This window comes from Chryseobacterium elymi (assembly GCF_003385495.1).
Classification (GTDB): domain Bacteria; phylum Bacteroidota; class Bacteroidia; order Flavobacteriales; family Weeksellaceae; genus Chryseobacterium; species Chryseobacterium elymi.
The window spans coordinates 51,018-76,896 of the sequence record NZ_QNUH01000020.1; the positions used below are offsets into that span (position 1 = coordinate 51,018).

Annotated in this window: 21 protein-coding genes; 8 read left to right on the forward strand and 13 right to left on the reverse strand. The window is 35.4% G+C overall.

Going from position 1 to position 25,879, the window contains the following annotated elements:
- Nucleotides 1-2: 2 nt before the first annotated feature.
- From DRF60_RS17700 to DRF60_RS17710, 3 genes are all read right to left on the reverse strand, one after another.
- Complete coding sequence (locus DRF60_RS17700; protein WP_116013827.1) at nt 3-1,355, reverse strand: TolC family protein; 1,353 nt, start codon at nt 1,353-1,355, stop codon at nt 3-5.
- A 95-nt stretch (nt 1,356-1,450) separates the two neighbouring features.
- A complete protein-coding gene (locus tag DRF60_RS17705; RefSeq protein WP_116013830.1) occupies nt 1,451-2,044 on the reverse strand; it encodes a TetR/AcrR family transcriptional regulator in 594 nt (197 codons plus the stop codon).
- Nucleotides 2,045-2,385: 341 nt separating this feature from the next.
- Nucleotides 2,386-3,210 carry a CvfB family protein gene (locus DRF60_RS17710; RefSeq protein WP_116013833.1) on the reverse strand — a complete coding sequence of 275 codons (825 nt, stop codon included), beginning with the start codon at nt 3,208-3,210 and terminating at the stop codon, nt 2,386-2,388.
- Nucleotides 3,211-3,350: 140 nt separating this feature from the next.
- On the opposite strand from DRF60_RS17710, the gene DRF60_RS17715 reads away from it, so the two are divergent.
- The 3 genes from DRF60_RS17715 (at nt 3,351) to DRF60_RS17725 (ending at nt 6,467) form a co-directional block, all read left to right on the forward strand.
- Nucleotides 3,351-3,599: a hypothetical protein gene (locus DRF60_RS17715; protein WP_116013836.1), complete on the forward strand. Its 249-nt coding sequence runs from the start codon at nt 3,351-3,353 to the stop codon at nt 3,597-3,599.
- A 764-nt stretch (nt 3,600-4,363) separates the two neighbouring features.
- A complete protein-coding gene (locus tag DRF60_RS17720) occupies nt 4,364-4,918 on the forward strand; it encodes a hypothetical protein (RefSeq protein WP_238640236.1) in 555 nt (184 codons plus the stop codon).
- Between the two features lie 7 nt (nt 4,919-4,925).
- Nucleotides 4,926-6,467 carry an L-type lectin family protein gene (locus DRF60_RS17725; protein WP_238640237.1) on the forward strand — a complete coding sequence of 514 codons (1,542 nt, stop codon included), beginning with the start codon at nt 4,926-4,928 and terminating at the stop codon, nt 6,465-6,467.
- Nucleotides 6,468-7,170: 703 nt separating this feature from the next.
- Here DRF60_RS17725 and lpdA read toward each other — a convergent pair.
- The 5 genes from lpdA to recQ all read right to left on the reverse strand — a co-directional run bounded on the left by lpdA (nt 7,171) and on the right by recQ (nt 13,022).
- Entirely contained in the window at nt 7,171-8,574 is a 1,404-nt protein-coding gene (lpdA, locus tag DRF60_RS17730; protein ID WP_116013842.1) for a dihydrolipoyl dehydrogenase, read from the reverse strand.
- A 181-nt stretch (nt 8,575-8,755) separates the two neighbouring features.
- Complete coding sequence (locus tag DRF60_RS17735) at nt 8,756-9,106, reverse strand: hypothetical protein (protein ID WP_116013845.1); 351 nt, start codon at nt 9,104-9,106, stop codon at nt 8,756-8,758.
- A gap of 77 nt (nt 9,107-9,183) precedes the next feature.
- Complete coding sequence (locus DRF60_RS17740) at nt 9,184-10,266, reverse strand: glycosyltransferase (RefSeq protein WP_116013848.1); 1,083 nt, start codon at nt 10,264-10,266, stop codon at nt 9,184-9,186.
- A gap of 9 nt (nt 10,267-10,275) precedes the next feature.
- Nucleotides 10,276-10,815, reverse strand: coding sequence for a hypothetical protein (locus tag DRF60_RS17745; protein ID WP_116013851.1), 540 nt, complete (start codon nt 10,813-10,815; stop codon nt 10,276-10,278).
- A 2-nt stretch (nt 10,816-10,817) separates the two neighbouring features.
- Complete coding sequence (recQ, locus tag DRF60_RS17750; RefSeq protein ID WP_116013853.1) at nt 10,818-13,022, reverse strand: DNA helicase RecQ; 2,205 nt, start codon at nt 13,020-13,022, stop codon at nt 10,818-10,820.
- 158 nt (nt 13,023-13,180) lie between these two features.
- Between recQ and DRF60_RS17755 the strand changes: the two genes are divergently transcribed.
- The 4 genes from DRF60_RS17755 to DRF60_RS17770 all read left to right on the forward strand — a co-directional run bounded on the left by DRF60_RS17755 (nt 13,181) and on the right by DRF60_RS17770 (nt 19,046).
- On the forward strand, nt 13,181-14,140 hold the full coding sequence (locus DRF60_RS17755) for a KpsF/GutQ family sugar-phosphate isomerase (RefSeq protein ID WP_116013856.1): 960 nt from the start codon (nt 13,181-13,183) through the stop codon (nt 14,138-14,140).
- 219 nt (nt 14,141-14,359) lie between these two features.
- Nucleotides 14,360-15,181 carry a twin-arginine translocase subunit TatC gene (gene tatC, locus DRF60_RS17760; protein ID WP_116013858.1) on the forward strand — a complete coding sequence of 274 codons (822 nt, stop codon included), beginning with the start codon at nt 14,360-14,362 and terminating at the stop codon, nt 15,179-15,181.
- 195 nt (nt 15,182-15,376) lie between these two features.
- Nucleotides 15,377-17,008, forward strand: coding sequence for a M1 family metallopeptidase (locus DRF60_RS17765; protein WP_116013861.1), 1,632 nt, complete (start codon nt 15,377-15,379; stop codon nt 17,006-17,008).
- Nucleotides 17,009-17,189: 181 nt separating this feature from the next.
- Nucleotides 17,190-19,046, forward strand: a complete 1,857-nt coding sequence (locus tag DRF60_RS17770; protein WP_116013864.1) for a M61 family metallopeptidase — start codon at nt 17,190-17,192, stop codon at nt 19,044-19,046.
- Between the two features lie 63 nt (nt 19,047-19,109).
- Here DRF60_RS17770 and blaIND read toward each other — a convergent pair whose 3' ends face one another.
- The 5 genes from blaIND to DRF60_RS17795 all read right to left on the reverse strand — a co-directional run bounded on the left by blaIND (nt 19,110) and on the right by DRF60_RS17795 (nt 24,626).
- Nucleotides 19,110-19,841: an IND family subclass B1 metallo-beta-lactamase gene (gene blaIND / locus DRF60_RS17775; protein ID WP_116013867.1), complete on the reverse strand. Its 732-nt coding sequence runs from the start codon at nt 19,839-19,841 to the stop codon at nt 19,110-19,112.
- Nucleotides 19,842-20,159: 318 nt separating this feature from the next.
- Nucleotides 20,160-21,140: a M43 family zinc metalloprotease gene (locus DRF60_RS17780; protein WP_116013870.1), complete on the reverse strand. Its 981-nt coding sequence runs from the start codon at nt 21,138-21,140 to the stop codon at nt 20,160-20,162.
- Between the two features lie 265 nt (nt 21,141-21,405).
- Complete coding sequence (locus DRF60_RS17785; RefSeq protein ID WP_116013873.1) at nt 21,406-21,726, reverse strand: helix-turn-helix domain-containing protein; 321 nt, start codon at nt 21,724-21,726, stop codon at nt 21,406-21,408.
- Nucleotides 21,727-21,952: 226 nt separating this feature from the next.
- Complete coding sequence (locus tag DRF60_RS17790) at nt 21,953-22,384, reverse strand: recombinase family protein (RefSeq protein WP_116013876.1); 432 nt, start codon at nt 22,382-22,384, stop codon at nt 21,953-21,955.
- 19 nt (nt 22,385-22,403) lie between these two features.
- Nucleotides 22,404-24,626 carry an autotransporter outer membrane beta-barrel domain-containing protein gene (locus tag DRF60_RS17795; protein WP_116013879.1) on the reverse strand — a complete coding sequence of 741 codons (2,223 nt, stop codon included), beginning with the start codon at nt 24,624-24,626 and terminating at the stop codon, nt 22,404-22,406.
- Between the two features lie 338 nt (nt 24,627-24,964).
- Here DRF60_RS17795 and DRF60_RS17800 point away from each other — a divergent pair.
- A partial coding sequence (locus DRF60_RS17800) for a tetratricopeptide repeat protein (protein ID WP_133297252.1) occupies nt 24,965-25,879 on the forward strand: 915 nt, incomplete at its 3' end.

The window sequence follows — 25,879 nt, forward strand, 5'->3', positions numbered from 1 at the left end:
TATTACTGGTTTTGTAGTGTGTTTAATTCTCCTTTAGCCTTGATTAATTTTATTTCCGCCTGTTTGTAATCTAATAAAGCATTTGCATAGTTCTGTTTCGCCTGGGTAAGAGCATTCTCAGCATCTAAAACCTCTGTAAGCGTTGCCAAGCCATACTGATAGTTGGCCTGAGTATTTTTCTGAACTCTTTCTGCCAATCCTACATTGTCTTTCATACTCTCAATATTGATTAGTGCATTTTCCATATTGGCAATTGCATTTTTATAATCTAAACTTAAGCTCAGCTGAGTATTTTGGATATCTAAATCTAAATCCTGGATATCAATTTCTGCCTGATTGATTTTAGCTTTGGTAGCTCCCCCGGTGAAAATAGGAATATTCACATTCAAACCTATCGCTGAATAATCGCTCCAAAGAACTCCGTTATTAATCCCATTGGTAAGAGGGAATTTTCTACCTTGGCCTCCCCAGCCGTAATTGGCAACCAGATTCACTGTCGGGTATAAATAAGCTTCCGTAGCTTTCTTGTTAAACTGCAGAAGTTCTCTGTTTTTGTTTAAAACTTTGATTTCTGTGCGGTCATCCAGGTTTACATTGCTTGCTACCAATTCAGGTCTTGGCTCGATTGTTTTCTCTTCAAGCTCGATATCTGTACCGATAGGAATTCCCATGTAAAATTTCAAAGCATTTTTTGAAAGTTCTACCGAGTTGATTAATGTCTGTCTGTTTGAACCAATATTTGTCAACTGAACGTTGGTACGATCTAAATCGATGGCTTTTGCCAAACCGTTATCAACCAGACTTTTGATTACATTTCTTGTTTTTTCCGTATTGGCGTAGCTGGCTTCAACCGTTTTAAGATTCTCTTCCTGAACAAAAACCTGATAATAGGCTGTTGCTACATTTTCAATGATTTGTTCGTTCGTTAACTGAGCATTTAAAACATAGAATTCTCTTGTCGATTTTGCCGCTTTAAGACCAGTAAAAACTCGCTGATCAAAGATTGCCTGCTGAAGCTGTACAGAAGCTGTTGAGCTCCATGGCTGTCCCAGTTGCGCCCTGATTCTCTCCCCGCCAAATTCAAGCAAAGATTCCTGAATAATCGGATTGTAAGTTAACCCTGCAGTAGCACTTATCTGAGGTAAAGCTCCGGCTCTGGCCTCATCAATTTTATATTCAGCTTTTTTGATCTGTAATGCTGCTTTTTTGGCTTCTGCCTTATTTTGCAATGCCTGCTTGATAGCTTCCTGTAGAGAAACCTGCTGCTGGGCAGATACTGATGAAAAGCCGAAAATCATAAATGCTGCAGCTATCCCAATTTTTAGCTTATTAGCAGTTATACGTTTTCTTTTCATAATTTTATACTTCGTTTATTTTTTTAATGTAATTTTTCTCGTAACGTTTTTACTCCTAAAGGACGAATCATTTCTTAAAATACTTTAACATTTTTTTAATTTTTGAAAAGCATGTTGATAATAATCTCTTTTCTTTCAGAAATAATTTGATCATATTCTTCGTCATTAATCATCAGATTCTCCATAAATAAGGGTCTTATGGCACTTGGAAATACAAGTAAAGAGACCATATTCAGAATAAACTGCACGGGAGCCATTTTTTCAATATTTCCCAGTTCCATTTCTTTTTCGATGTCTTTATAAAGGGTTTCCAGCACATCTTCTTCGATGTCTCTCTGGTTGCAGTTCCCTTTATTAATTTGTGAAACAATATAGGTTTCCAGATAGGGGTACTGGAGGCTCGTGGAAAGACTGCTTTCTATAAACTTACTGATCTTGACTTTAAAAGGCAGATCTGCATTCTGGATGATCTTAGATTTTTCCTGTTCCACCCGTTGAGCTTCATCAAAAATGATCTGAATCAGATTATCCCTTGAGCGGAAATAATAATTAATCAGTGTTCTGTTCACTCCGGCTTCATCTGCAATTTCCTGGGTAGTAGCGTCAAACTTCCCTTTCACAAAGAATAAATTCTTCGCTGTCTCTTTTATTAATTCCTGTGTTTGGTCTTTTTTTGCTTGATTTGACATTATTGTTAAACAATTTTGTGCAAATGTAAATCAAATTCTGCTTTTGACAAAATTGTTAAACAAAATAATTAAACAAATTTGTCATGATTTGCATCATGCTTTTGAAAAATACAGGTAAATTAATTAAAATTGAATTCGAATAGAATCCCCTAAACAATTATTGTTTATGATAAAACAAATTAAATTTTTGAAGAAGTAATTTTATTCGGCACAGTAATACAATATACTTTGTCTGTGGGGAACAATTAAAGTCCAGACGGAAGAACGTATATTTGGTGATTTCCGGTAAAGGCTTAGAGATTAAAACAGAAACGGGCAGAAAATTCTGCCCGTTATGTATTTTATAATAATTTTATTTTATCTTCTGAAATATCGACGATCTTATCTTTATACAGTCCGCCGAGCGCTTTTTTAAAGTTCTTTTTGCTCATCTGAAGCTCATCTTTGATCTCTTCAGGAGAAGATTTATCTGACAAATAGAGAAGTCCGTAGTTTTCTTCCAGCCTGTCAAGAATCTTTTGTTTGAACTCATCTATATTTTCAAAACCTTCCGGCTGAAGGGAAACATCAATTTTACCGTCTTCACGGATTGCTTTGATATAGCCACTTTCTTCCGATAAAGGATACAGCTTTTTGAATACGTCTGATGTGTAAACAAGACCGATATACTTTTTATTGATCACCACATTCCAGCCAAGCTCACTTTCATTCATCATAAGAAGGTCTACCTTTTCACCTTTTTCGAAGGGAAGGTCCTGGTACTGTGGATTTCTTTTGAATTTTGTGGTTCCGGTAATCAGATCAAGGTCTTCATCCACATATAAATAAACCAGGTATCTTTTTCCTTCAATAATTTTAGATTTCTGCTGTTTGTAAGGAATAAAAAGATCTTTTATGATTCCCCAGTCCATAAACGCTCCACTCGGAAGACTATGCACACAACTCATTACGGCATACTCTCCTACTTCAGCCAGTGGAATTTCAGTGGTTGCCTTTAATTTTCCGTCATCCTGATAAACAAAAACTTCAACATCATCACCAATTTCTTTTTCATCGCTGGTGAAAACCTTAGGCAAGAAAGCTTTCTCACCTGATTCGTCCGCCAGGATCCATCCTGAATAATTTTTTTCTGAAATTTTTAAAGTCTGGGTTTTTCCGAGTTGCATTGAATATATAATTAGCCACAAAGGTACGGAAAATTGAAGATTTTAAACTATTATATGCCGTTTTACTCCAAATCACACAGTTTATCTCTTTTCAAACTGATGATAAAACCTGTACATTTGACCCAAGCAAAATCTCTGACATGAAATTCTATTCTTTCCTGGTCCTCTGTCTGTTTGCCATCACAACCCATGCCCAAATACCGGATAAAACAGGCCTTAACATTGCCTACCAATATACAGGAAGAAATATCATACAGGATGGTTCAGAATTCAAAACGAATACAGCCAGGGAACAGTCTCTGATTGCAGGAACATCAATGCTTTACACTTCTATCAACCATAAGGATAAATTTCTTCCGGAGGCTAATATCTTGACTGATCCTAAATAATCGTTACAGATTAATAAGATAAAAATACTAATATCTATGATGAGGCTGTCTCAAAAGTGAGATGGTCTTTTTAATTGATAAAAAAGAAAGCATAAACTTTCTTAATATCTACAGATTGATTAAACTGCTGTGCGTCGATTAATTCAAAAGTAGTCTTAAAGATTATAATTCCAAGCAAAATTTCCTAGTCACATATCGAAATATATCTATTCAGCTCTAGAAGAATATCTAGAAAAAAGCATTCTATTTCTTTGTAAATTTGTGTCATTAAAAAAACGTCATGTTTAGTAATAATGCAAGTTTCCCTCGTTAAATGCAATTTCTGTCAATTATATAGCATAAATCTGATTCTAAAATACACTGGAAGCTGTAGACAATACTAAGCTATATGGCTAATATCACAACGTATAATAAGAGCAGAACTACAATAATACAGCTGTATATAATTCGGATCAAAAAATGCAATAATTTATATTACAGATATGTCCGGTGGATATGCAATTGTATCGAAAGGACTAGTATTAATGAGATAAGACATTATTATTTTGATGCAACGCTTTGGTAAAAATTATTGTTCCTTCTAGAACAGTAATGGTCTTTCAATGGCTAATAAACTGAGGAATATTCTTAAGGAAGATACAACTTCTCTGGGATAACTACAAATACCTGCCGTAATGCTTCAGGGTTTTACTATGCAGTACATTTAGAACTAAAAAATTAGATTACTAACAACAATAAAATACACAATGATTAAATTTTTTTTCTTGCCAATTGTTTTAATAAGTTCATTCTCTTTTGCCCAAATAGGTATAAACACTTCTACCCCTGATAGAAGCGCCATTCTGGATGTTTACAGTCAGGATAAAGGAATGTTAATACCAAGACTTACCACAGCGAGCAGAGATGCTATTTCCAATCCAGCCACCTCACTTGCTATCTATGATACCGACAAAAAATGTTTAAGCCTGAATATTGGAACACCTACCAGCCCCGACTGGTTATGTATCAGTAATAATGCTGTAAAAATGTTTTATATGCCAAGTGTTTCTTTTAATACTTCCGCCAACGCAACCGGTCAGACTAAAGATTTATATACATTATATAAAACCCAATTCGGGTCTCCGGTAGCAAAAAGCGTCAGCGCTCCTGTATCAATTCCGTTTTTTCCTTCAAGTACAGATCTTTACTATTATGTAACTGATGCTGACCCTAATGTATTCAGTAATATTTCTATTTCTGATACTGGTGTAATGACATATGATGTGAAAGCTGCAGCAACAGATTGCTCTTTTATTAATATTGTTTTTGTTGTCAAATAATTGAGTTATGATAAAAAATATCGCAATTACACAACATAAAAGATTTTTGTTTATTTCCTCGTTGCTTATTTTCTCTCAAAATGTTAAGGCACAGAATGAGCAGGGAACCGGTTATCCTTATTTTGTCAACTTTACACAGGGACTTCAGCCTCAGGAAGCGCATAAGGTAACAACGAGTGGTGTTCAAAATGACGCTACTTTTACCACAGATGGTCTGCGGCTAACCCGGAGTGTGAATAATATTTCAGGAGGGGTTATACTGGCTGATAAAATATTCAAAAGTGATCAGGGAATTAAATTTGAATTTGAATATGCTATTTATGGTGGAGGCACTAACGGAGGAGACGGCATTTCTATATTTTTAGTAGACGGATCTATTCCTAAGGAACAACTCAATTTAGGATACTTTGGTGGGGGACTAGGCTATAGTTTTGTACGGGGAGGTCAGAGTATGGAAGGATTGAGAGGAGCATACCTGGGAATAGGGCTGGATGAATTCGGAAATTTTAAATCAACATTTAACCAAACAGAAAGGGTTAGAAATGGGATTTTTGGTGTAACACTAGCCAATAACCGAAGCAATATTACTTTAAGAGGTAAACGTGGAAATCAATATCTGTCATCATCTGAACCGGCAGGATACAATGGCTATCCATTACTTTATACTACAGCTACCAATGCAGCCCCTTCCGCGAATAACCGATCAGTTTATCTGAATCCCCAAACAGGAAAATATATTGGGATTACACAGCCAAACCTTCAGCAATTCACTGTTGATGGCGGAGGAACTACAATTCCTCAAAACAGCAGTGATACCAGATTCCGTAAGGCATATGTCACACTGATACCCAATCCCTCTGGAGGTTACAATATAACATTAGAAATACAGCATGGAAATACTACAGAAAAAGTAATTGATAATTATTATTATCCTACTTCTCTGAAATATACAGAAAATACAATATCAACCAATTCGATAAGAACTCTGGATACTTCCCCTCCTTCTACTTTCAGAATAGGTTTTGCTGCTTCAACAGGGGAAGCCAGAAATATACATCTATTAAAAAATTTAGGAGTCACCAAACCTTATGCTGCAGAGGTAACAGATGATCTGTTTGCAGGATGTCCGGGGATAAAATCTACGTATTCCCCTTTACTCAATGATGCTGCTTACTCTTCACTAGGTGGTCAAAATCCGCCGACACCTTCTTATGACAACATTGACTTTAATTCATTCCGGTTTTTAGATATCAATGGTGCTGTAATTCCGAATATAGTAGGCGGTGTCTATACCAACAGTCAGGGTACATGGACATATTACTCTTCTACAGGAAGGCTTTCTTTCAGGCCTGCAAATGGATTTTCCGGAGTAGCCCAAATAAGATATGATATCAAAGGAGGAGGCAGAAATGGTACTGAAAGCCCTTACAATATGGAAGATTACAGATCAATGCCCGGACTGATACAGATTAATGTTTCAAGTTCCAACAACTGTAGCAAAGCCTGTGTTATTTCCAATAAAAACGTAACTCAGAAAATAGAAAAATAATTTTATAAAAAACAAGTCCTAAAGTAGTCGTGGTCGGAATAAATTCCGGCCATTTTTTATGTTTTAAAAACTTTAGTGGGATCTCCTCTTGCAAATACTATGAGAATAGCAGCTATCATGTCCCGAAGTTCCATAGCACATTTTTATTGAGAGATGCCAAATGACTTAGATTAAGTTCTTGCTTAAAAACATCTCAATATCCAATCTTTTACAGTAATAATCAGCAATTTCTTCTGACGAGAGTGTCAAATTCAATTGCTGTGATGTTCATCTTTTTTGACCTGTCTTTGAAATAATCAGGATTAATTTTGGAAAGCCTTTCAGAGATGGATCTCCGCCATATTTTCTTTCCTTCGCCCAATCCCAAATAGTGTTTTGGAATCTCTACCGTCAAAGGTATCTTCCAAAGTTTTCTGGCTTAAAAATTTACTTGTAATAATCGACTTTTGCAGTGACAGAAAGCTGGCTCATTAAAGCCCTTAGAAGAAATCCTAATACCTCTCTAAGTGAAATTTTGTGATCTTTGAAAACAAACATAACCATTTGATCATCAGCTACAAATACATAAGACACAAATTAAACAACTGAAAATAAACACATTAAATAAACTTCTCCTACACTTTTGGCAACAAAAAGTCGGAAGAAAAATCTTCCGACCATGACTAAGCAAAAATGCCTTTCTTTTTATTAAAAAAATTAAATATTACATATGTATTGGTCTTTTTGCCGTAGCATCCAATGCCGCTTCTTTAATAGCTTCAGCATAGGTTGGGTGGGCGTGAGAACTTCTTGCGATGTCTTCCGCACTTGCACGGAATTCCATAGCAATCACTCCTTCTGCGATAAGGTCGGCAGCTCTGGCTCCAATGATGTGCATTCCTAAAACCTCGTCTGTTTTTTCGTCTGCAATGATCTTTACAAGACCATCAATATCACCACTTGCACGGCTTCTGCCTAACGCTCTCATTGGGAAAGAACCTACTTTGTAAGCTACTCCTTCTTCTTTCAGCTGCTCTTCAGTTTTACCAACTCCGGCAACTTCAGGCCAAGTGTACACAACACCAGGGATCAGGTTGTAATTGATATGAGGTTTCTGACCTGCCAGGATTTCGGCAACCAAAACTCCTTCTTCTTCCGCTTTGTGAGCAAGCATTGCTCCTTTGATCACGTCACCGATCGCATAGATGTTGGCAACGTTAGTCTGTAAGTGGTCGTCTGTTTTCACTCTTCCTCTTTCGTCAAGTTCTACCCCAGCTTTTTCAAGAGCAAGACCGTCTGTGTAAGGTCTTCTACCTACAGATACCAAACAATAATCCCCTTCTACGGTTACTTCTTCTCCTTTTTTGTCTTTAGCGGTGATCTTCACAGTATCTCCGTTTCTTTCAACAGCAGAAACAGCCGTAGAAAGCATAAATTTCATTCCCTGCTTCTTAAGAACCTTAGTCAGTTCCTTGCTTAAAGCTCCATCCATTCCAGGAATAATCTTATCCATGAATTCAACAACTGTTACCTGAGCACCTAATCTTAAGTATACAGAACCTAGTTCAAGACCGATTACTCCGCCACCGATTACTACCAGGTGTTTAGGAATTTCTTTAAGGTTTAAAGCTTCTGTAGAAGTGATCACTCTTTCTTTATCGATAGAGATGAAAGGTAAAGAAGACGGCTTGGAACCGGTTGCGATAATGGTGTATTTAGATTCGATAGTTTCAGAAGAACCGTCGTTTTTTGTTACTTTGATCTGAGTAGCAGATTCGAAGCTTCCCAATCCTTCAAAAACAGTGATTTTGTTTTTGCTCATCAGATAGTTGATTCCATCTGTATTCTGTTTTACCACTTCGTTCTTACGCTCGATCATTCTTGCAATATCAGCCTGTGGCTCATTGATAATGATTCCGTGGCCTGCAAAGTTGTGCTTCGCGTTTTCGAAATGTTCAGAGCTGTCTAAAAGCGCTTTTGACGGAATACATCCAACGTTAAGACAGGTTCCGCCTAAAGTTGAATATTTTTCAATAATTGCTGTTTTGAAACCTAACTGTGCCGCACGGATAGCAGCGACATAACCTCCAGGACCAGAACCGATTACGGTAACATCGAATTGACTCATGTTATTATATGAATTTGTTTATTATTATCTTTCTTAATTCTCACAAATTTACTGATTAATTGCCACACCCCCAAGTGAGTTTTGTCAAGTTTACGGATGGATTTGGCATTTAAAAAAAACAGTGGTTACTATTTACATTTATCCATAAGAGAAATTCCAATTTTATATTACTTTACACAACTCATGCATCTACTTTCATTTTTCCCTGCCCAAATGTTCCCGAACTTTCAAAAAACGAACCTCCATAAACGTACCATTCAAGGTTTTCTAAATAGTCAACTGTATTTTCAGGGGTTATTTGTGTGCGATCTTTTTTCGAAACGATTCCTTTGTACCATCTTCCCGATTTAGAATAATGTTCAAATTCAACAAAATAATGAATCCATATTCTTTGACAAAGCTTGCACTGCTGAATCGTTACTTCTGCATATCTTCCGTTGGTATGGTCTATGCCTAATTCAGAACTTCTGTATTCAGTATAGTCCGAAGTTGGTTTTTCACAAGCACATCCAATTTTAGGAATTTTGTTCATTGATAATTACTGATTTTATTTAAAATTAATAAAGGTCAAATGTAAAAAAATATGAATCCATAGCGCAAATCCAGCAATTATTTTTTCATCAGGTCCAATAAAACCTTCTCATATTTATTCAGAATAATATCTTTTGAAAATCTTGACCTGATAGAATTTTTTATTCCGTCACGGTTATAATTCCCTTGTAAAATTTTCATGATTTTTTGGGAAAAATCTTCATAATTTTCAATACTTGAAACTTCTCCGTTCACCTGATGCTGAATAATCTCATTGATGCCTCCCGGACAGTTATTGGCCAAAGAATAAGTTCCGCAGGCACCTGCCTCTAAAAGAACATTAGGGAAACCTTCATACCTGGAAGAGAGAATGAAGAGATCTGCATATTTTAAATACTGGTAAGGATTATCCTGCCTGCCATGGAAAATAACATTTTTCAGTCCCAGAAAATCTTTCATCTGGAGCAGTACATCTTTATCTTTACCGTCACCCAGGATATGAAGCATAATATTTTCATTTTTAAGTCTTGAAAATACTTTCAGCAGGTTATCAAAACCTTTTCTGGCCGAGAGGTTTCCTATGGCCACAACGTTTTTATAATTGTATTTAAAACATTCAGGTTTGGCAGAAATTCCCAATTTTTCATTGATAAAATCAAAATCAACAGGATTGTTTATTTTTACAATTTTCTTTTTCTTAATATTAAAATTATCGACAAGATCATGCATCATATCGTCACTCTGCGCAATGATTCTCTGATAGTTATTGTAAAAATTATAGAAAAATTTAATTTCTTTCCGCGTTACATGCTGTGTGACCACATTCGTTTCCCTCGCGATGAATTTCGTCCTCGGGAAAAGCTTAATGAACAGGGCAAGATAAGCATTCACTTCACCAAAACCTGAAAACACAATATCCGGTTTTCTGCGGTAAATCTCGCCTAAGATTGGTTTTAAAGAATGTCTGATCCTTTCGGTGTTGATGTCGATGATTTCAACATCTTTTTTAAGAAAATTAAGATATCCGCCCTGTTTGCGAAGCAATAGGATTTTGGGTTCAAACCGGTCTCTGGAAAGATGATTGGCGATAGTGGTAACAATTCTTTCTGCACCACCGGTTTCCAGATCCGGCAGAATAAATATGACAGATATTTTTTTCATCAGTTAAAGTTAGTAAAAAGTTTTATTAACTTTTAATTTTAAATTTTCAAAAACTGGGATAATTTCGCTGATGTTTTCAACACTCAGAAAAGCATATTCATCTTCATCAAAACTCATCCCATTTCTTTTAAAAGAAAAAAGTTCATCATTTTTCCCAAAAATTGTTTCGGGTTCGCCAAAAATAATATTCCCAAAAAAATTGTTATTCATTTCAATATTGACCTGATCTATTTCTGAAAGCTTTTTTTGCTTTACAATTTCTTTGGTCAACTTTTCAGCAACAATAATTCTTTCGTTAGTAATGAGATAGTAATTATCTCTCAAATCAAAATATCGTAAAACCCATCTAAAAAAAGCAAAATATAATCCTACTCCAAAAAATAGTATTGCAAAAAAGAAAAAGAAGGAAGTCATATTTATAAGAAGTAATATGGATATTCCCAGATAAAAAAATGAGAAAACAATTCTTATTTTTTCTGTCATATTAAAAAAGAAACTCTTCCTGGGAAGAATTTCTTTTAAAATTATTTCGTTATTATATAAATCCATTCTTAATTCGCTACATCGCTGATGAATTTTATCCTCAGCATTCTTACTTCCTCATCAGAAAGTTCATCTCCGAATTCATCGAGAAGTACTTTCATACTGTCGCTTTCAGATTCGGTCATGAATTCCATGAAGCCGTCTACAATATCTTCATCGAAATTATCTTCAATATAATAGTCGATATTCAGCTTTGTCCCTTGGTAAACAATACTTTCCATTTCTTTTAAAAGCTCGTTCATGGAAAGGTTTTTAGCTCTTGCAATATCTTCAAGGTCGATCTTTTTATCGGTACTCTGGATAATGAAAACTTTATGGCTGGATTTGTTGGCCACCTGCTTTAAAACCATATCCTGGGTACGCTCGATATTGTTCTCTTCAACGTAAGCTTTAATGAAGTCTGCGAATTCCTTACCGTATTTTTTGGCTTTTCCCTCTCCTACGCCATAGATCTTGGCAATTTCTTCCAATGAAATAGGATACTGAACGGTCATATCTTCCAGACTTGGATCCATAAAAACCGTATAAGGCGGAATCCCATGTTTCTTGGCTACTTTTTTCCTCAGATCTTTTAACTGGCCGAAAAGATTCTGATCAAGACCTGTGCTGGCCTGCATTTGTACCTGCTCGCTCTCTGCTTTGGTCTGGGAAAGATCAAATTCCCTGTCTTCAGCAATTAAGAATGGTTCTTTAGATTTTTTTTCTAAGAAATGTCTTGCCTTTTCAGACATTTTCAAAACGCCGTAGGTTTCAATATCTTTCTGCAGAAATCCCTGAACCGTTGCCTGTCTCAAAATGGTCTTCCAGTAATTATCTTTTTCGTCTTTTCCAAAACCGAAATGTGAAGTCTGCTCTAATTTATAGGATTTCGTAACCGCATTTTCTTTCCCAACGATCACTGAGATCAGATCTTTAGACTTGAATTTTTCTCCTGTATCTTTAATAAGTGTCAGAACTTTTTTAAGGTCCGATGTTGCTTCTTTTAATTTTGGAGGGTTAGAGGAATTGTCACACATATTGGCTCCATCTCCTTTCACCGGATCAAAATTTTCCCCGAAATAATAAAGAATATACTGTCTCCTGCTCATTGAAGTTTCGGCATAACCTACCACTTCATTTAAAAGCTGTAACCCAATTTCTCTTTCGGAAACAGGCTTTTGCGCGAGGAATTTTTCCAGCTTTTCAATATCCTTAGGGTCATAAAATGCCAGACAGTGCCCTTCGCCACCGTCTCGTCCCGCCCTTCCTGTTTCCTGATAATAGCTTTCCAGGGATTTTGGAAAATCATAGTGAATCACAAAACGCACATCCGGCTTGTCAATTCCCATTCCGAAGGCTATAGTAGCTACAATAACATCTACCTCCTCCATGAGGAATTTATCCTGATTGGCTACCCTTACTTTCTGGTCAAGGCCAGCGTGGTAGGGAAGCGCATTAATACCATTTACCTGCAGCAACTGGGCAAATTCTTCGACCTTTCTTCTGCTCAAGCAGTAAACAATTCCCGATTTTCCTTTATGCTGATTGATAAATCGTACGATTTCTTTGTCTACATTGACTTTCGGACGCACTTCGTAATAGAGGTTCGGACGGTTGAAACTTTCTTTAAAAACCAACGCATCGCTCATTCCTAAAGTTTTCTGGATGTCATCCTGAACTTTCGGTGTTGCCGTAGCTGTTAAAGCAATCACCGGAACCTCCGCAATCCTGTCAATAATTGATTTCAGGTTCCTGTATTCCGGCCGGAAATCATGTCCCCATTCTGAAATACAGTGTGCTTCATCAATAGCCACGAAAGAAATCTTAACTTCTTTAAGGAAATCCAGATAATCGTCTTTGATCAACGATTCCGGAGCTACATACAACAGCTTTGTTTTGCCACTCCTGATGTCATCAAAAACCTGTTTTGTTTGTGTCTTATTTAATGATGAATTTAAAACGTGCGCTACCCCGTCATCAGACGAAAGGCCGTTTACCGCATCTACCTGATTCTTCATTAACGCTATTAAGGGCGAAACTACTATTGCCGTACCTTCTGAAATAAGTGCCGGAAGCTGGTAACATAATGATTTACCTCCTCCTGTCGGCATTAAAACAAATATATCCTTCCCACTAAGTAGGTTTTCTATAATTTGTTCCTGCTGGCCTTTAAATGTAGAAAACCCGAAATACTTTTTCAATTCGCCTGATAAATTGGCTTTTTTTGCGTTCATCTAATTTTCTATTGCTAAATTTGCATCCAACCCAAAGTTATAAAAATTCTGCTTAAAATAAAAGCGAACGAATTTATAAAAAATAAAACTTATATTAAATATTCTTTTTTAAATATAACGTTTTTTAATGGATTTTTTGTATACCTTAAAATTATAAAATGGAAAGAGCCGATCTTATTTCAATTGCAAAGAGCACTTTAGAGATAGAAATTTCAGAACTTGAAAAATTAAAGAACAGGATAGGTGAAGATTTTGCCAGAACAGTGGAAATTATTCATTCGGCAAAGGGGAAATTAATTGTTGTGGGAATCGGGAAATCTGCCCATGTAGGTAATAAAATTGTTGCTACTTTAAATTCTACAGGCACTCCATCGCAGTTCCTTCATGCTTCTGAAGCGATCCATGGAGATCTCGGTGTAATCCAGAAGCAGGACGTGGTTTTATGCATCTCAAATTCCGGAAATTCACCTGAAATAACTAATCTTGTTCCTTATTTAAGAGATTATTCTTCTGCCCTGATCGGAATGACAGGCAATAAAAACAGTAAACTTGCCGAATTCTCTGAAATTGTTCTGGATACTCACGTAGATGTGGAAGCCTGCCCTAATAAGCTGGCCCCGACAAGTTCCACAACAATCCAGATGGCACTTGGAGATGCTTTGGCTGTTGCCTTGATGGAACTTAATGATTTCAGAGAGAATGATTTTGCTAAATTCCATCCGGGAGGAAGCCTAGGAAAGAATCTGGTTTCAAAAGTAGATCAGTTTTTATCTCCTCAAAAGCCTCAGGTTGAGGAAAATGCACCTGTAAGAGATGTTATTATTTCAATCAGCGCATCAAGCCACGGGATTACAGTGGTAACCAATAATGAAGAAATTATTGGTGTGATTACCGACGGGGATTTGAGAAGAATGCTGATGAAAGGCGATGATATCACTAAAGTTCAGGCAAAAAACATCATGTCTGCCAATCCTAAAACCATTGAAAGAGATACTCTGGCCAAGGAAGCTATGAAAATCCTGAAAGGAAATAATATCGGCCAGCTTATCGTTACAGAAAATGGAAAATATTTCGGGATCATTGATCTTCACACATTGCTTGATGAAGGAATCAATTGATTCTATTAAAATTATTTCATTAACCGCAATAAATCAACAGACGGTATTTACAAAATACCGTCCGTTTTTTTTCTACGGACTAAATGTGAAGGTATTCTATTATAAACTTTAGTCAAAATCACATTCAATAATTCTAAATACTGATTATTATTTCATAATTTCGCAGACTTAAACGGCTTATCCTTTCATGGGTTTGTTATTTTAGAGAGACTTAAGTATATGGACGAAAAAAAAGAAATGTCCTTTTTGGGACATATTGGAGAATTAAGAGGCCACCTTGTCCGCTCAATTATCGCTATTATAATTGTTGCTGTAGCTGTAGGATTCAATATCAACTGGATTATGGACCATATCTTTTTTGGTCCGACCCGGAATGATTTTCCAACTTTCAGGGTAGTTAACCATTTTTCAAGAATGCTTTTAGGGGAAGACAGTATTCATCTTCCCAAAGATTTTCCGGTTCGTGTACAGAGGCTTTACCAACAGTTCAATGTCATGATGGCTGTTTCTGTTTTCGGAGGTCTGATAGGTGCTTTTCCTTATATTGTATGGGAATTATGGAGATTTATCGGTCCTGCCCTTCATCCTAAAGAGAGAAAGAATTCTATTTTTATTATCAATGCGGTATGGATCCTGTTTATGACAGGAGTTCTATGCGGTTATTTTCTGATTCTTCCGTTCGCCGTGAATTTCGGGGTTATTTTTAAAATCTCCGATATTATCATTCCATTGTATGATTTAAGTGATTATACCACCCTGTTTTTACAGGTGATTTTAGGTATGGGAATTATTTTCCTGTTTCCTATTCTTATCTATTTCCTTACAAGTATAGGAATTCTGACTCCTATGTTTATGAAAACCTATCGGCGCCATGCTATTGTTCTAATCATGGTTGTTGCTGCGATTATTACACCGGCTGATGTTTTAAGTATGTTGATGGCTGCTTTTCCACTGCTTATTCTGTATGAATTCAGTATTATTATGTGTTCCTTTACTTACAAAAAGGTTCAGAAGAATGCCGGAAATCTTCCGGTAGTATAGAAATAATACAGGACAAATTGCGTATTACAAACTCAGTGATAAAACTTTATTGTTTATTATACCAGGGCCCGGTTGAAACCGGGCTTTTTGTATACCGCTACCCTGCTCTTCATACAGCTTATTTTATATTTTTTCTCTTATGCATTCCATTATGCCGTTAATTTTTCTATTTTTGATTGTATTTAATTTGATTTAATGAAAAAGCTGACCTATACACTTTTATTTGCTTCGGGACTTGTTTTCGGGCAGTTATTTGAAAAAGATAAAGTCTTCACAAAGCAGGATACATTGAAGGGTTCTGATACTCAGTTCAGGAATTTCTGGGATGTCAAAAAGTATGACCTTTCCGTAGAACCGGATTTTGCACAGAAAAGCATTAAAGGATATAATAAGATCAGCTTTGAGATTACCAAAGATATTACCGATCCTGTTTTCCAGATTGATTTGCAGAAGCCGATGAAAGCAGATAAAGTGGAAGCTAATTTCAAGATTGCCAGCTATAAGCAGGATGGTGATTTTATTTTTGTCAAAGCCAAAAAGAAATTCAAAAAGGGTGAAAAATACACTATTGATGTAATCTATTCCGGGAAACCAACGATTGCAAAAAATGCACCCTGGGACGGAGGCTGGGTCTTCACTAAAGATGAAAAAGGAAATCCTTGGATGAGCGTTGCCGATGAAGGAATCGGAGCTTCCATATGGCTTCCGACAAAAGATATCTGGAGTGATGAACCGGAAAATGGTATTGTTATGAAGATCATTACTCCCAATGATCTTGTAGGTGTAGGAAACGGAAGACTGACCAGTAAAAAAACGGAAGGCAGCAAAACAGCTTATACCTGGGAAGTAAAGAATCCGATCAATGCTTATTCTATCATTCCGAATATTGGTAAGTACGTCAATTTTAAAGATACATTTGATGGTGAGAAGGGAAAGCTTGACCTGGATTACTGGGTATTGGACTACAATCTGGAAAAAGCAAAAAAACAGTTCCAGCAGGTAAAGCCAATGCTTTCTGCATTTGAATACTGGTTTGGACCGTATCCTTTCTACGAAGATTCTTATAAACTGGTTGATTCTCCTTATCTGGGTATGGAGCATCAAAGCAATGTAGCTTATGGAAATGACTATCAAAACGGTTACAGAGGTAAAGACCTTTCCGGAACAGGTGTAGGTCTTACATGGGATTATATCATCATTCATGAAAGCGGCCACGAATGGTTTGCCAATAATATTACCGCAAAGGATCAGGCAGATATGTGGATTCATGAGAGTTTCACCACATATTCTGAGGTTCTTTTCGTGGAAAAATATATGGATAAAAAATCAGCTGATCTATACGCTGTAGGAATCCGTAACAATATCGATAATGATGTTCCGATTATTGGGAAGTATGGCGTGAGGAATGAAGGAAGCGGCGATATGTATCCGAAAGGGGCCAGTATGCTTCATACCATACGGCAGGTGATTAATAATGATGAGAAATTCAGACAGATCCTGAGAGGTCTGGGTAAAGACTTTTATCATCAGACAGTAACCACAAAACAGATTGAAGATTATATGTCTTCTAAATCAGGAATTGATCTTTCAAGTATCTTTAATCAATATTTAAGAATAGTAAAAATTCCTAATCTTGAGTATTCTCAAAACGGCGATTCTTTAAAATTCCGGTATACAGATGTGGTTAAGGGTCTTAAACTTCCTATAATCATTAACGGCGACCAGACCATCAATCCTACTGAAAGCTGGCAGACAGTAAAACTTAAAAAAGCTAAACCAGTAGAGTTTAATAAGAACTATTATATCCATTATAATCAGGTTCAGTAAATAAGATAAAGATCAAAAGGCAAAATCGTTACAGTACGGGTTTGCCTTTTTTATTTCAGCTATGGAACTTTTGCAGATTTTCAAAATAAGTAAAGTTCTTTAAAATTTTAAGAAAAGTTTAATACGGCACACCGTAACAAAATGACCAAATAAACTACTATTTAACTATAATTTAAACCTAATGAGAAAAACAGCAATCAGTCTGGGTCTTTTCGCCGTTTTTTTGGTCAATGCCCAATCTATAAAAACAACGATTGATCTTGTAAATGTAAAAGATGACAAGGTAGCCGTTACCATGGAATTTCCGAAAATGAAATCCGGAGATGTAAAGTTTCATTTTCCGAAAACCGTTCCCGGTACTTACTCTGTAGATGATTATGGCAGATTTGTGGAAGGGATCAAATTTTATGATAATAAAGGACGGGAATTAACGTATACCAAAGTTAATGACAATACATATTCATTAAAAAACGCGAAGGCATTAAGCAAAATAACCTATCTGGTTAATGACAGTTTCGATGATGAAATGGACAATTCAAAGCATAAAGCTGTGTTTTCTCCGTCAGGAACCAATATCGAGGAAGGAAAAATATATATGATCAACACCCATGGCTTCATTGGCTATATCGACAATATGCAGGATGTTCCGTATCAGCTGATTGTTCAGAAACCTGCAGGTTTCTATGGAACAACAGCATTGGTAGATCAGGATAAATCTGATGCTACAGATACCTTTACCCTGGCCAATTATGCTAAAGTGACAGACTCTCCGCTGATGTACTCGAAGCCGGATTATATTACCTTCAATGCAGGAGGAATGGATGTGGTGTTGGGCGTTTATTCTCCTACCGGAAAGTACAAGGCTGCGGACTTTAAAGATAATCTTGAAAAAATGGTACTGGCCCAGAAGAAATTCCTGGGTGATATGAATACCAATAAAAAATATGCGATCATGCTTTACCTTTCAGGAGGTGACGGGCCGCAGATTAAAGGTTTTGGGGCTTTGGAACATCACGAATCCACCAGTGTTGTGCTTCCTGAAATGATGCCTAAAGAAGCAATTGATAAAACAATTACGGATGTGGTTTCCCACGAGTTTTTCCATACCGTGAATCCTTTGAAAACGCATTCTGAAGAGATCCATTATTTCGATTATGCAGATCCTAAAATGTCCCAGCATTTATGGATGTATGAAGGTGGAACAGAATATTTTGCCAACCTTTTCCAGATTCAGGAAGGCCTGATCAACAAAGACGAATTTCTTCATAGAATCAATGAAAAAATCACCAATTCAAAGAACTATGATGATACGATGCCGTTTACGGTCATGAGTAAAAACATTCTGAAAGATGAATATAAAGATCAGTACAGAAACGTTTATGAAAAAGGAACATTGCTGGCAATGTGTCTTGATATTGAACTGAGAAAACTGTCTAACGGGGAAATGGGCTATCGTGATATGATCAGAAAGCTGTCCCAAAGATTCGGAGAGAATAAACCTTTCAAAGATGACAAGCTGATCGATGAATTGGTAACAGTAACCGGTTATCCGGAGGTAAAGGATTTCTACAATAAATATATCGCAGGAAACCAGCCGACACCTTATGCCGAATATCTGAATATGGTAGGTGTAGAAGCCAAAAAGCAGGATACACCTCCCCTTTTCTGGTTCATCAAAGATCCAAACCAAACAGGTTATAATGATAAAAACAACACTTTTGTATTTGATGAAAGTTCTGCATTATCTCCTTTTGCAAAGAGTGTAGGATTTAAGATCACTGACGAAATCTTTGCTCTGGATGGAAAAACAATTGATATTCAGAAGGTGCAGGAGTTTATAGGGTATACCAAAACAATTAAGGAAGGACAGGATGTTACTGTTACTATTCTCAGAAAAAATGGTGATAAAACCGATAAGATGGATCTTAAAGGTAAAGCTATTTTGGATAAAATGACAATAGAAACATTGCAGTATAAAGCCAATCCAACTCCGGCAGAACAGAAGCTGCAGAATCAGTGGCTGACCGGAAAGAAATAATATCGTAAAGAATTAATGGTGATAAAAAAAGCGGAGAAAATTTCTCCGCTTTTTTAGTATTTCTTATTTACCGTCTTGCTTTTCTAACAGTTCCAGCGTATGCTTCACATGGTCGTTGCCTTTCCATTCATCATGGCCGGGAATAACCTTGGCACTGGAAGGATATTTAGCCTGTAGGTTTTTCATGGTCAATGGCCATTGCTGTACATTGGCTTCTCCGGTGTAGCCAAGATCAACAGCAGAACTGCTTTTCACCAGACAGCCGCCATCCAGAACATTATATTTGGGAAACCAAACCACCACATTATCTGCCGTGTGACCTTCTCCCAGGAAATCTACAATAAATTCTTCTCCTCCTATTTTATATTTCTTCCCAACTTTTATTAAATTATTTGAAGTTGCTTTGCCTTCTTTTTTCAATAATTCATTGGTCTTAGCGGTAGCATAAGTTTTGATTCCTTTATTGTTGTAAAAGCTCAGATCTCCGGCCCTGTCAGCATGTGAATGTGTGGCAAATACGGCAATCACCGGTAAATCATGCCTCTTCTTTATAGTATCCATAAGGCTCTGATATTGGGTTTTCTGCCAAGGCACATCAAACAGAACGACTCCTTTTTTGGTGATCAGATAAAGTGCGTTGGTTGAATATTCTTTGCCTCCAAAAACCCCGAATGTTTTATAGAGGTAGAGTTTTGAGCTTAGAGGCGGTTCAATAACAAAATCGCGCACCTGTGCCTTATGAAAATTAATCAGGAATAACAACAACATCGTAAAAGCCTTAACACTTTTCTTCATAATTTTTTATAGTATTTAATTATTAATCAAAATATAGATTGGGGTGGATAATTGGAATCAATTTGTATCCGGAAGAAGTGCAAATCTATTTATTATTTGCTGAAACTGGCTCACATTAGAAAGGGTTTAACTTTTTTTTAATTAAAAGAACGATGTCTTGTATATTTTCTTGCATTATATAATTTGTGAGGATATCTGAATATATCTTGTGACAGTCTGGTTTATCATAATTTATGTTTCTAAAAGTATACTCTTCTTTAATGTGTCCTACTAAACATCATTTAATTTCCCAAAATAAATATTTTGTAAACAAAATAGCTAGTTCTTTCTAAGACTACTTCTATGTCCTCTAGCCGACACTTCATATTCCATCCTATTTCCTTGGTTCCTTGTAAACATATACATAGAACGGTCATCTACATAATTCATAAAGTTCATTGTCATTGCTACTCTTCTAGTTCCCCCACATGATGTATAAAAAGGAAAATTAGGGTTTCCATAAATAGCATTCTTTTGTTGAGGTGTGTCATTGATGTTATCTGTTCCACATGCAGTATCTCCCCAAATATGTTTCAAACCTAGATAGTGTCCAACCTCATGAACGGCTGTTCTACCAAGTCCATACATAGCATTTTTGTTAGTTACACCAAAATTTACAGCACGAATCACAACACCATCATACCATCTTCCATGCTCAAAAGGAAAAGATGAATACCCTGTAGAACTTTGATCTAAATTATCAACAACCCAAATATTCAAATATTTGTTGGGGTTTGTAGCTGCTATTCCATATTGTTCTGTTTTCATTAAATTCTTATCTGCTTGCCAGATTTGCGCTGGCACTTTTCTTCTCTTAAAATCTACTACAGTAAATCTAATTTTAATATTTCCAGCTTTTACAGGCTTGAATAGATTAGGAATCTTTCCAATATCAAAATTTGTTGAGGCAAATGTATTATTTAGTACTTCCTCTTGAGACAATATTCTATCAATACTAACATTATTGACAGGATTACTATATACAACATTTACTATTACAGGAATTACTACCGTTTCATTATTTATTAATTTACCACTTTCTAAATTTTTCTCTATTAATTCTTCTTCATGGAGATCTTTGGTATACATATTCTTCAATTCAGGAGACGACCTCAATCTCTGTTCTAGTGCTTCAGAACTTGAGCATTTCCTTTCTAAATTAAAAGAGCTGATTTCAATTTGAGACATATCTGTCTGCTCTTCATTTCTACAAGAAGAAAGAATAGAAAGAATAAATAATAATAAATTTCTTTTTTTCATTTGTTTTTAATTGATGTTATTAATTGATTTTTTATTAAATTTCAAATATTACACAAGACATTATTTAATGAGTGTGAACTTGCAACTATTTTTGAGACAAAATTTAAATACTTGTAAAAGCTACTGTAAATGATACAGAAAATGGTAAAAGAGATTTTGAGTTAACCGCAACTCGGAAATTTAAACCAATTCAAGAACTACCTCAAGTCTTTCTTCAGACCATACAAAATTATGAGAACAATCTCTTTTTCTTGGTGGCTTACAGTTAAACCAGGAATGTCTTCTTCCATTTGGCAACAGTATTTCTACTAAGTTTAAAATGAGCAGCTAACTGGCTATTATTCAAGTTGCATTTTTTTTGGTAATTTAAAATATAGACAATTGTAGATTTATTAAAAGAGCGATGTCTTGCATTTGAAAGTAAAGCACTTTTACTTTTTTTACCAAAAATTCGTTGATTAATATCTAATACATCCAACTCAGAAAATTTATTTTTACTCAATATTTTCTTACACTCATCTAATTTGTGAGGATATTTATAAGTGATAATATCTGAATATATTTTATGATAGTCTGGTTTATCCATAATTTGTATTTTTAAAAATCTACTGTTTTTTAATATATTATATTGTAAATTTTCATTTAATTAGATATTACTAAGGAATCCTAAGGTAAGATAGCAGCTACTTTTTCATTTTCAAAAAATCAAAATCAAGCTGGTATTTGTAATTCAGATATTTTTAATGTTATATTTCCCTATTTCTTTGTTATAATCCGTATTTACCACTCCTATCATACCTGTACCTATTGACTTATTTTTTGTACTTATTTATCCATTTATACAAGGTAGTTTTTGGTATTCTGTAATCTTCCATAATCTGAAGTTTTGTTTTTACTCCGGTATTAATTAATTCTAGTATGAAATCAATCAACTCTTTAGTATAAATGTTCTTTCTAAATTGCGGAAGTGTAGACTTTTTATTGTTAAAAGAATGTTCGGCCTTCTGGATTGCAGATGGTGGAGCATACAAAATAAGATGTTGACAAAAAAGTCTAAAGAAATCATATTCCAATAGTTTACTCCATTTCAGCAGGAGTTCTGTATCCATGCTATTTTGCTGATACATTTCTTTAATTTCCTTCTCTGTGCATTTAAAAAAATTACAGATGCGGGATATTTCTATCCCGCTTTCTGTAACAGCTTTGTTGATTAAAGTGCCAATATGGATATGCTTGAAATTCATAATACACTATATGTTAAATTTAATTAGAGGGTAAATAGGTTACCATAATACTGGAACCAGGTGCTGTTTGATATGTTTGGCTACCACTTCTTACACATCTGGTGCTTACAGAAAATATCGCCCCATTTTGTAAACGTTTTGTTCTTGTAAATCCATTAGTTCCTGTATTATCAGCCCATTTGTCACCAACTTTTTGTACAGTCCCTCCACTTGGAAGCTCTAATTGCATTGAGCATCCTCTGGTTACGTCCCCACCAGGACCATCAACGGGAGGAATATTGCTGTAATACGCCCATACTTCAATGGTATAAATACCATCTTTTTCTGCTCTAAAAGTATTTCCATCTATTCTTGTTACATAGTTAGCATTGATTCGGGTATAATCATTTATTACCAAGGGCCTAGCCACATTGTCAGCATATCGTGTTACAGTTGAGTTAGATTGTGAATAAAGACCAAATGCAGGCAAATCTATATCTACTTTCTTTAAATTCCCGTTACCATCTATGGCAACGTAGCGGTCTGGGGCATTCAGGTTACCATTAGGAACATTGCGTAATCTTGCATTGCCATCTACATCCAGTTTTTGAGTAGGACTACCTGTTCCGATTCCAACGTTATCATTAGTAGATAACACTAAATTGTTACTACTACCACCATTTACCGAAAACTTCATGGAACTCTTAGTATTGGTTCCATCTCCCTGATAATAGGTACTGATTCCGGATAACAGTTTATTACTATTTCCTACATACCCACTTGTGTATAGGTTTGCTACATTTTGACTCCTTTGCAAATTACCCGTACCTGATCTTTCAAAATATAGATTAGCTTCACTCCCATTTCTAAATATTAAAGGATTATTTGCCATACTCACCACCCTACTAGAGGTTAAAGTTCCATTCGCATTGTAAATATTAGTATCCATTTGACTAGGTGGATAAATAGCTTCTACAGGAACTTTTTTGGCTACACCATCATTTCTTAATATCATAACTCTATCTGTATTAACTACACTAGCTGAATTGGGTACAGCATTGAACTTTACGTTACCATTAACTTCCAGTTTTTGAGTAGGGTTATCTGTTCCGATTCCAACGTTATCATTAGTATCTAGCACTAAATTGTTACTACTACCACCATTTACCGAAAACTTCATGGAACTCTTAGTATTGGTTCCATCTCCCTGATAATAGGTACTGATTCCGGATAACAGTTTATTACTATTTCCTACATATCCACTTGTGTATAGGTTTGCTACATTTTGACTCCTTTGCAAATTACCCGTACCTGATCTTTCAAAAAATAGATTGGCTTCAATCCCATTTCTAAATATTAAAGGATTATTTGCCATACTCACCACCCTACTAGAGGTTAAAGTTCCATTCGTATTATAAATATTAGTATCCATTTGACTAGGTGGATAAATAGCTTCTACAGGAACTTTTTTGGCTACACCATCATTTCCTAATATCATAACTCTATCTGTATTAACTACACTAGCTGAATTGGGTACAGCTCTAAATTTTACATTGCCATTTACATCCAGTTTTTCCGTAGGAGCAGTGGTTCCTATCCCCATATTACCATTCTCTTGGATTCTAAGTGTTTCTTTATTACCAGCATCATAAGTAATCAATATAGGCTTGGTGGCGTCTTGATTCTTAACTTGTAAACCTCCAGCATATTGGAGTATATTTCCAATATTCAAAGGACCTCCTTGAATATTTACTTTTGAATCTGGAACAGGACTACTGGTACCTATACCCAATTTTCCACTCCCACTAAAAGTAGCATCAAAGCCTGCCGTTGCTATATCAGTATTTTTAATTAAAGTTCCCCCCAGTTGAAGATTGTCCTGTGTTTTAGTAAGACCGTTGTTCGCTGTAGTATTGGACGTAACATCAGAAGTGCTTAATTTAGTCCATTTACTTGTGGAACCGTCAAAATAATAAAATCCAGTACTATCAATGTTTGAAGCCTGTCCGGTAGCAGTTCCTGTGGAAATATTATTGATGTAAATCAATGTTGAAGGCTCTATAGAAGTCATACTCAGTGCCCTTTGCCTGTCTAAACGGGGAATAAGAAGTCCGTCTGTATTCTTTGAAGAGCCTGTAGCATTTTTTGCTGTGATATCTAGAGTACTCTTAGGAATGGCAGTATTGACTCCTACCTGACCATACATTATAGTACTAAAAGAAATTGCACCTATAATAATAATAGGTAATAATGTTTTTTTCATTGTGTTTTTTGTTTAAATTACTGATCGCTGTATATTTATTTAACTATCCGTAACAAGAGTAATAAGCAGTAATTGCTTACTATATCTGCGTAGGAAAGATATTCTAAATTTTGCGCTTTTTTATCTCATCATTATGTTTTAAAGAATCGTTCACAAATGTCCAATTATGATACTCAGTTACAAAAAACAGGCATGTTACAAAGCTATTACATTTCATAAACAATTAACAAGCAATAAGTTACACTTAATAATTCATACCAGTGTTACATAGCCACTACTAAAAAAAATTCTACCTTTGTCTTTTACAAATACCAACCTGATTAATCATTCTCCAATTTATGAAGCAACTTATACTTGTGTTTTTTTGTTTTTTTTCGATTATGGGGTACTCTCAGGATAAAGAAGTAAAAAAAATAGACTCCTTACTTCAATTGTCTTCTGAGTATAAGTTTAAAGATATGCTCAAAGCTCTTTTGTACACTAAACAGGCTGTTAGTATTGCTGAAAAAATGAACAACAATGAGCTGATGTATAATTGCTATCTTGAGATAGCTCGTGATCTTAGCAATTTAAATTTAAATGATAAAAGCTTAGAGTATGTTTCAAAAGCTGATAAAATTTTAACTCATAAAAGTAAAATTCAACAAGCCAAGCTAAACGAAATCAAGGTAATAAACTTCGCCGCGATAGGTTTGGAAGATCTTGAAAGGCAGACCATTAATGAAATTTTAAATAGCCTTTCAACTGAAAACTCTCTCGAGTCAAAAGAATTACAGGCCCAAACATTTGCATATTTAGCAAGCTATTATGAATACAAAGAGAATTACAAAAAAGCTAATCAATTTATAAATAAAGCAATTAAGCTAAATAGGGAAATTTCTAATCCAAAGCCCATAGATATCTATATCCTGAAAGCTGATATATTAATGAAAACCCAACAATGGGATTCTTCATTCATTTATCTACAGAAAGCTTTTGATGAACATAAAAGCAGGAAAGATCAGTCTAGTCAATACAGTCTTCTATGGGCTTTAGGAGACTATTACTATCTATCAGGAAAATATTTAAAGGCTTTGGATAACTATAGAAAATCCTTGGAAGATATGAACAAGTTTAAAATGGTTGATATTGAATGTACAATGTCAATAAAAGAGAATATGTACCGTATTTACGAAGCTTTAGGTGATGAGAAAAACAGGGAAAAATATTATACTGAATATCAAAAAGAGTATACTCAATATAATGATGTAAAC

Bases quoted from the DNA above. Each gene is read 5' to 3' on its own strand.
- DRF60_RS17740 (WP_116013848.1), bottom strand. From the start codon at position 10,266: ATGAAAAAAATATCTGTCATATTTATTCTGCCGGATCTGGAAACCGGT.
- DRF60_RS17735 (WP_116013845.1), bottom strand. From the start codon at position 9,106: ATGAACAAAATTCCTAAAATTGGATGTGCTTGTGAAAAACCAACTTCG.
- DRF60_RS17700 (WP_116013827.1), bottom strand. From the start codon at position 1,355: ATGAAAAGAAAACGTATAACTGCTAATAAGCTAAAAATTGGGATAGCT.
- tatC (WP_116013858.1), top strand. From the start codon at position 14,360: ATGGACGAAAAAAAAGAAATGTCCTTTTTGGGACATATTGGAGAATTA.
- DRF60_RS17770 (WP_116013864.1), top strand. From the start codon at position 17,190: ATGAGAAAAACAGCAATCAGTCTGGGTCTTTTCGCCGTTTTTTTGGTC.
- DRF60_RS17780 (WP_116013870.1), bottom strand. From the start codon at position 21,140: ATGAAAAAAAGAAATTTATTATTATTTATTCTTTCTATTCTTTCTTCT.
- DRF60_RS17795 (WP_116013879.1), bottom strand. From the start codon at position 24,626: ATGAAAAAAACATTATTACCTATTATTATTATAGGTGCAATTTCTTTT.
- DRF60_RS17710 (WP_116013833.1), bottom strand. From the start codon at position 3,210: ATGCAACTCGGAAAAACCCAGACTTTAAAAATTTCAGAAAAAAATTAT.
- lpdA (WP_116013842.1), bottom strand. From the start codon at position 8,574: ATGAGTCAATTCGATGTTACCGTAATCGGTTCTGGTCCTGGAGGTTAT.
- DRF60_RS17715 (WP_116013836.1), top strand. From the start codon at position 3,351: ATGAAATTCTATTCTTTCCTGGTCCTCTGTCTGTTTGCCATCACAACC.
- recQ (WP_116013853.1), bottom strand. From the start codon at position 13,022: ATGAACGCAAAAAAAGCCAATTTATCAGGCGAATTGAAAAAGTATTTC.
- DRF60_RS17790 (WP_116013876.1), bottom strand. From the start codon at position 22,384: ATGAATTTCAAGCATATCCATATTGGCACTTTAATCAACAAAGCTGTT.
- DRF60_RS17785 (WP_116013873.1), bottom strand. From the start codon at position 21,726: ATGGATAAACCAGACTATCATAAAATATATTCAGATATTATCACTTAT.
- DRF60_RS17725 (WP_238640237.1), top strand. From the start codon at position 4,926: ATGATAAAAAATATCGCAATTACACAACATAAAAGATTTTTGTTTATT.
- DRF60_RS17705 (WP_116013830.1), bottom strand. From the start codon at position 2,044: ATGTCAAATCAAGCAAAAAAAGACCAAACACAGGAATTAATAAAAGAG.
- DRF60_RS17745 (WP_116013851.1), bottom strand. From the start codon at position 10,815: ATGGATTTATATAATAACGAAATAATTTTAAAAGAAATTCTTCCCAGG.
- DRF60_RS17765 (WP_116013861.1), top strand. From the start codon at position 15,377: ATGAAAAAGCTGACCTATACACTTTTATTTGCTTCGGGACTTGTTTTC.
- blaIND (WP_116013867.1), bottom strand. From the start codon at position 19,841: ATGAAGAAAAGTGTTAAGGCTTTTACGATGTTGTTGTTATTCCTGATT.
- DRF60_RS17755 (WP_116013856.1), top strand. From the start codon at position 13,181: ATGGAAAGAGCCGATCTTATTTCAATTGCAAAGAGCACTTTAGAGATA.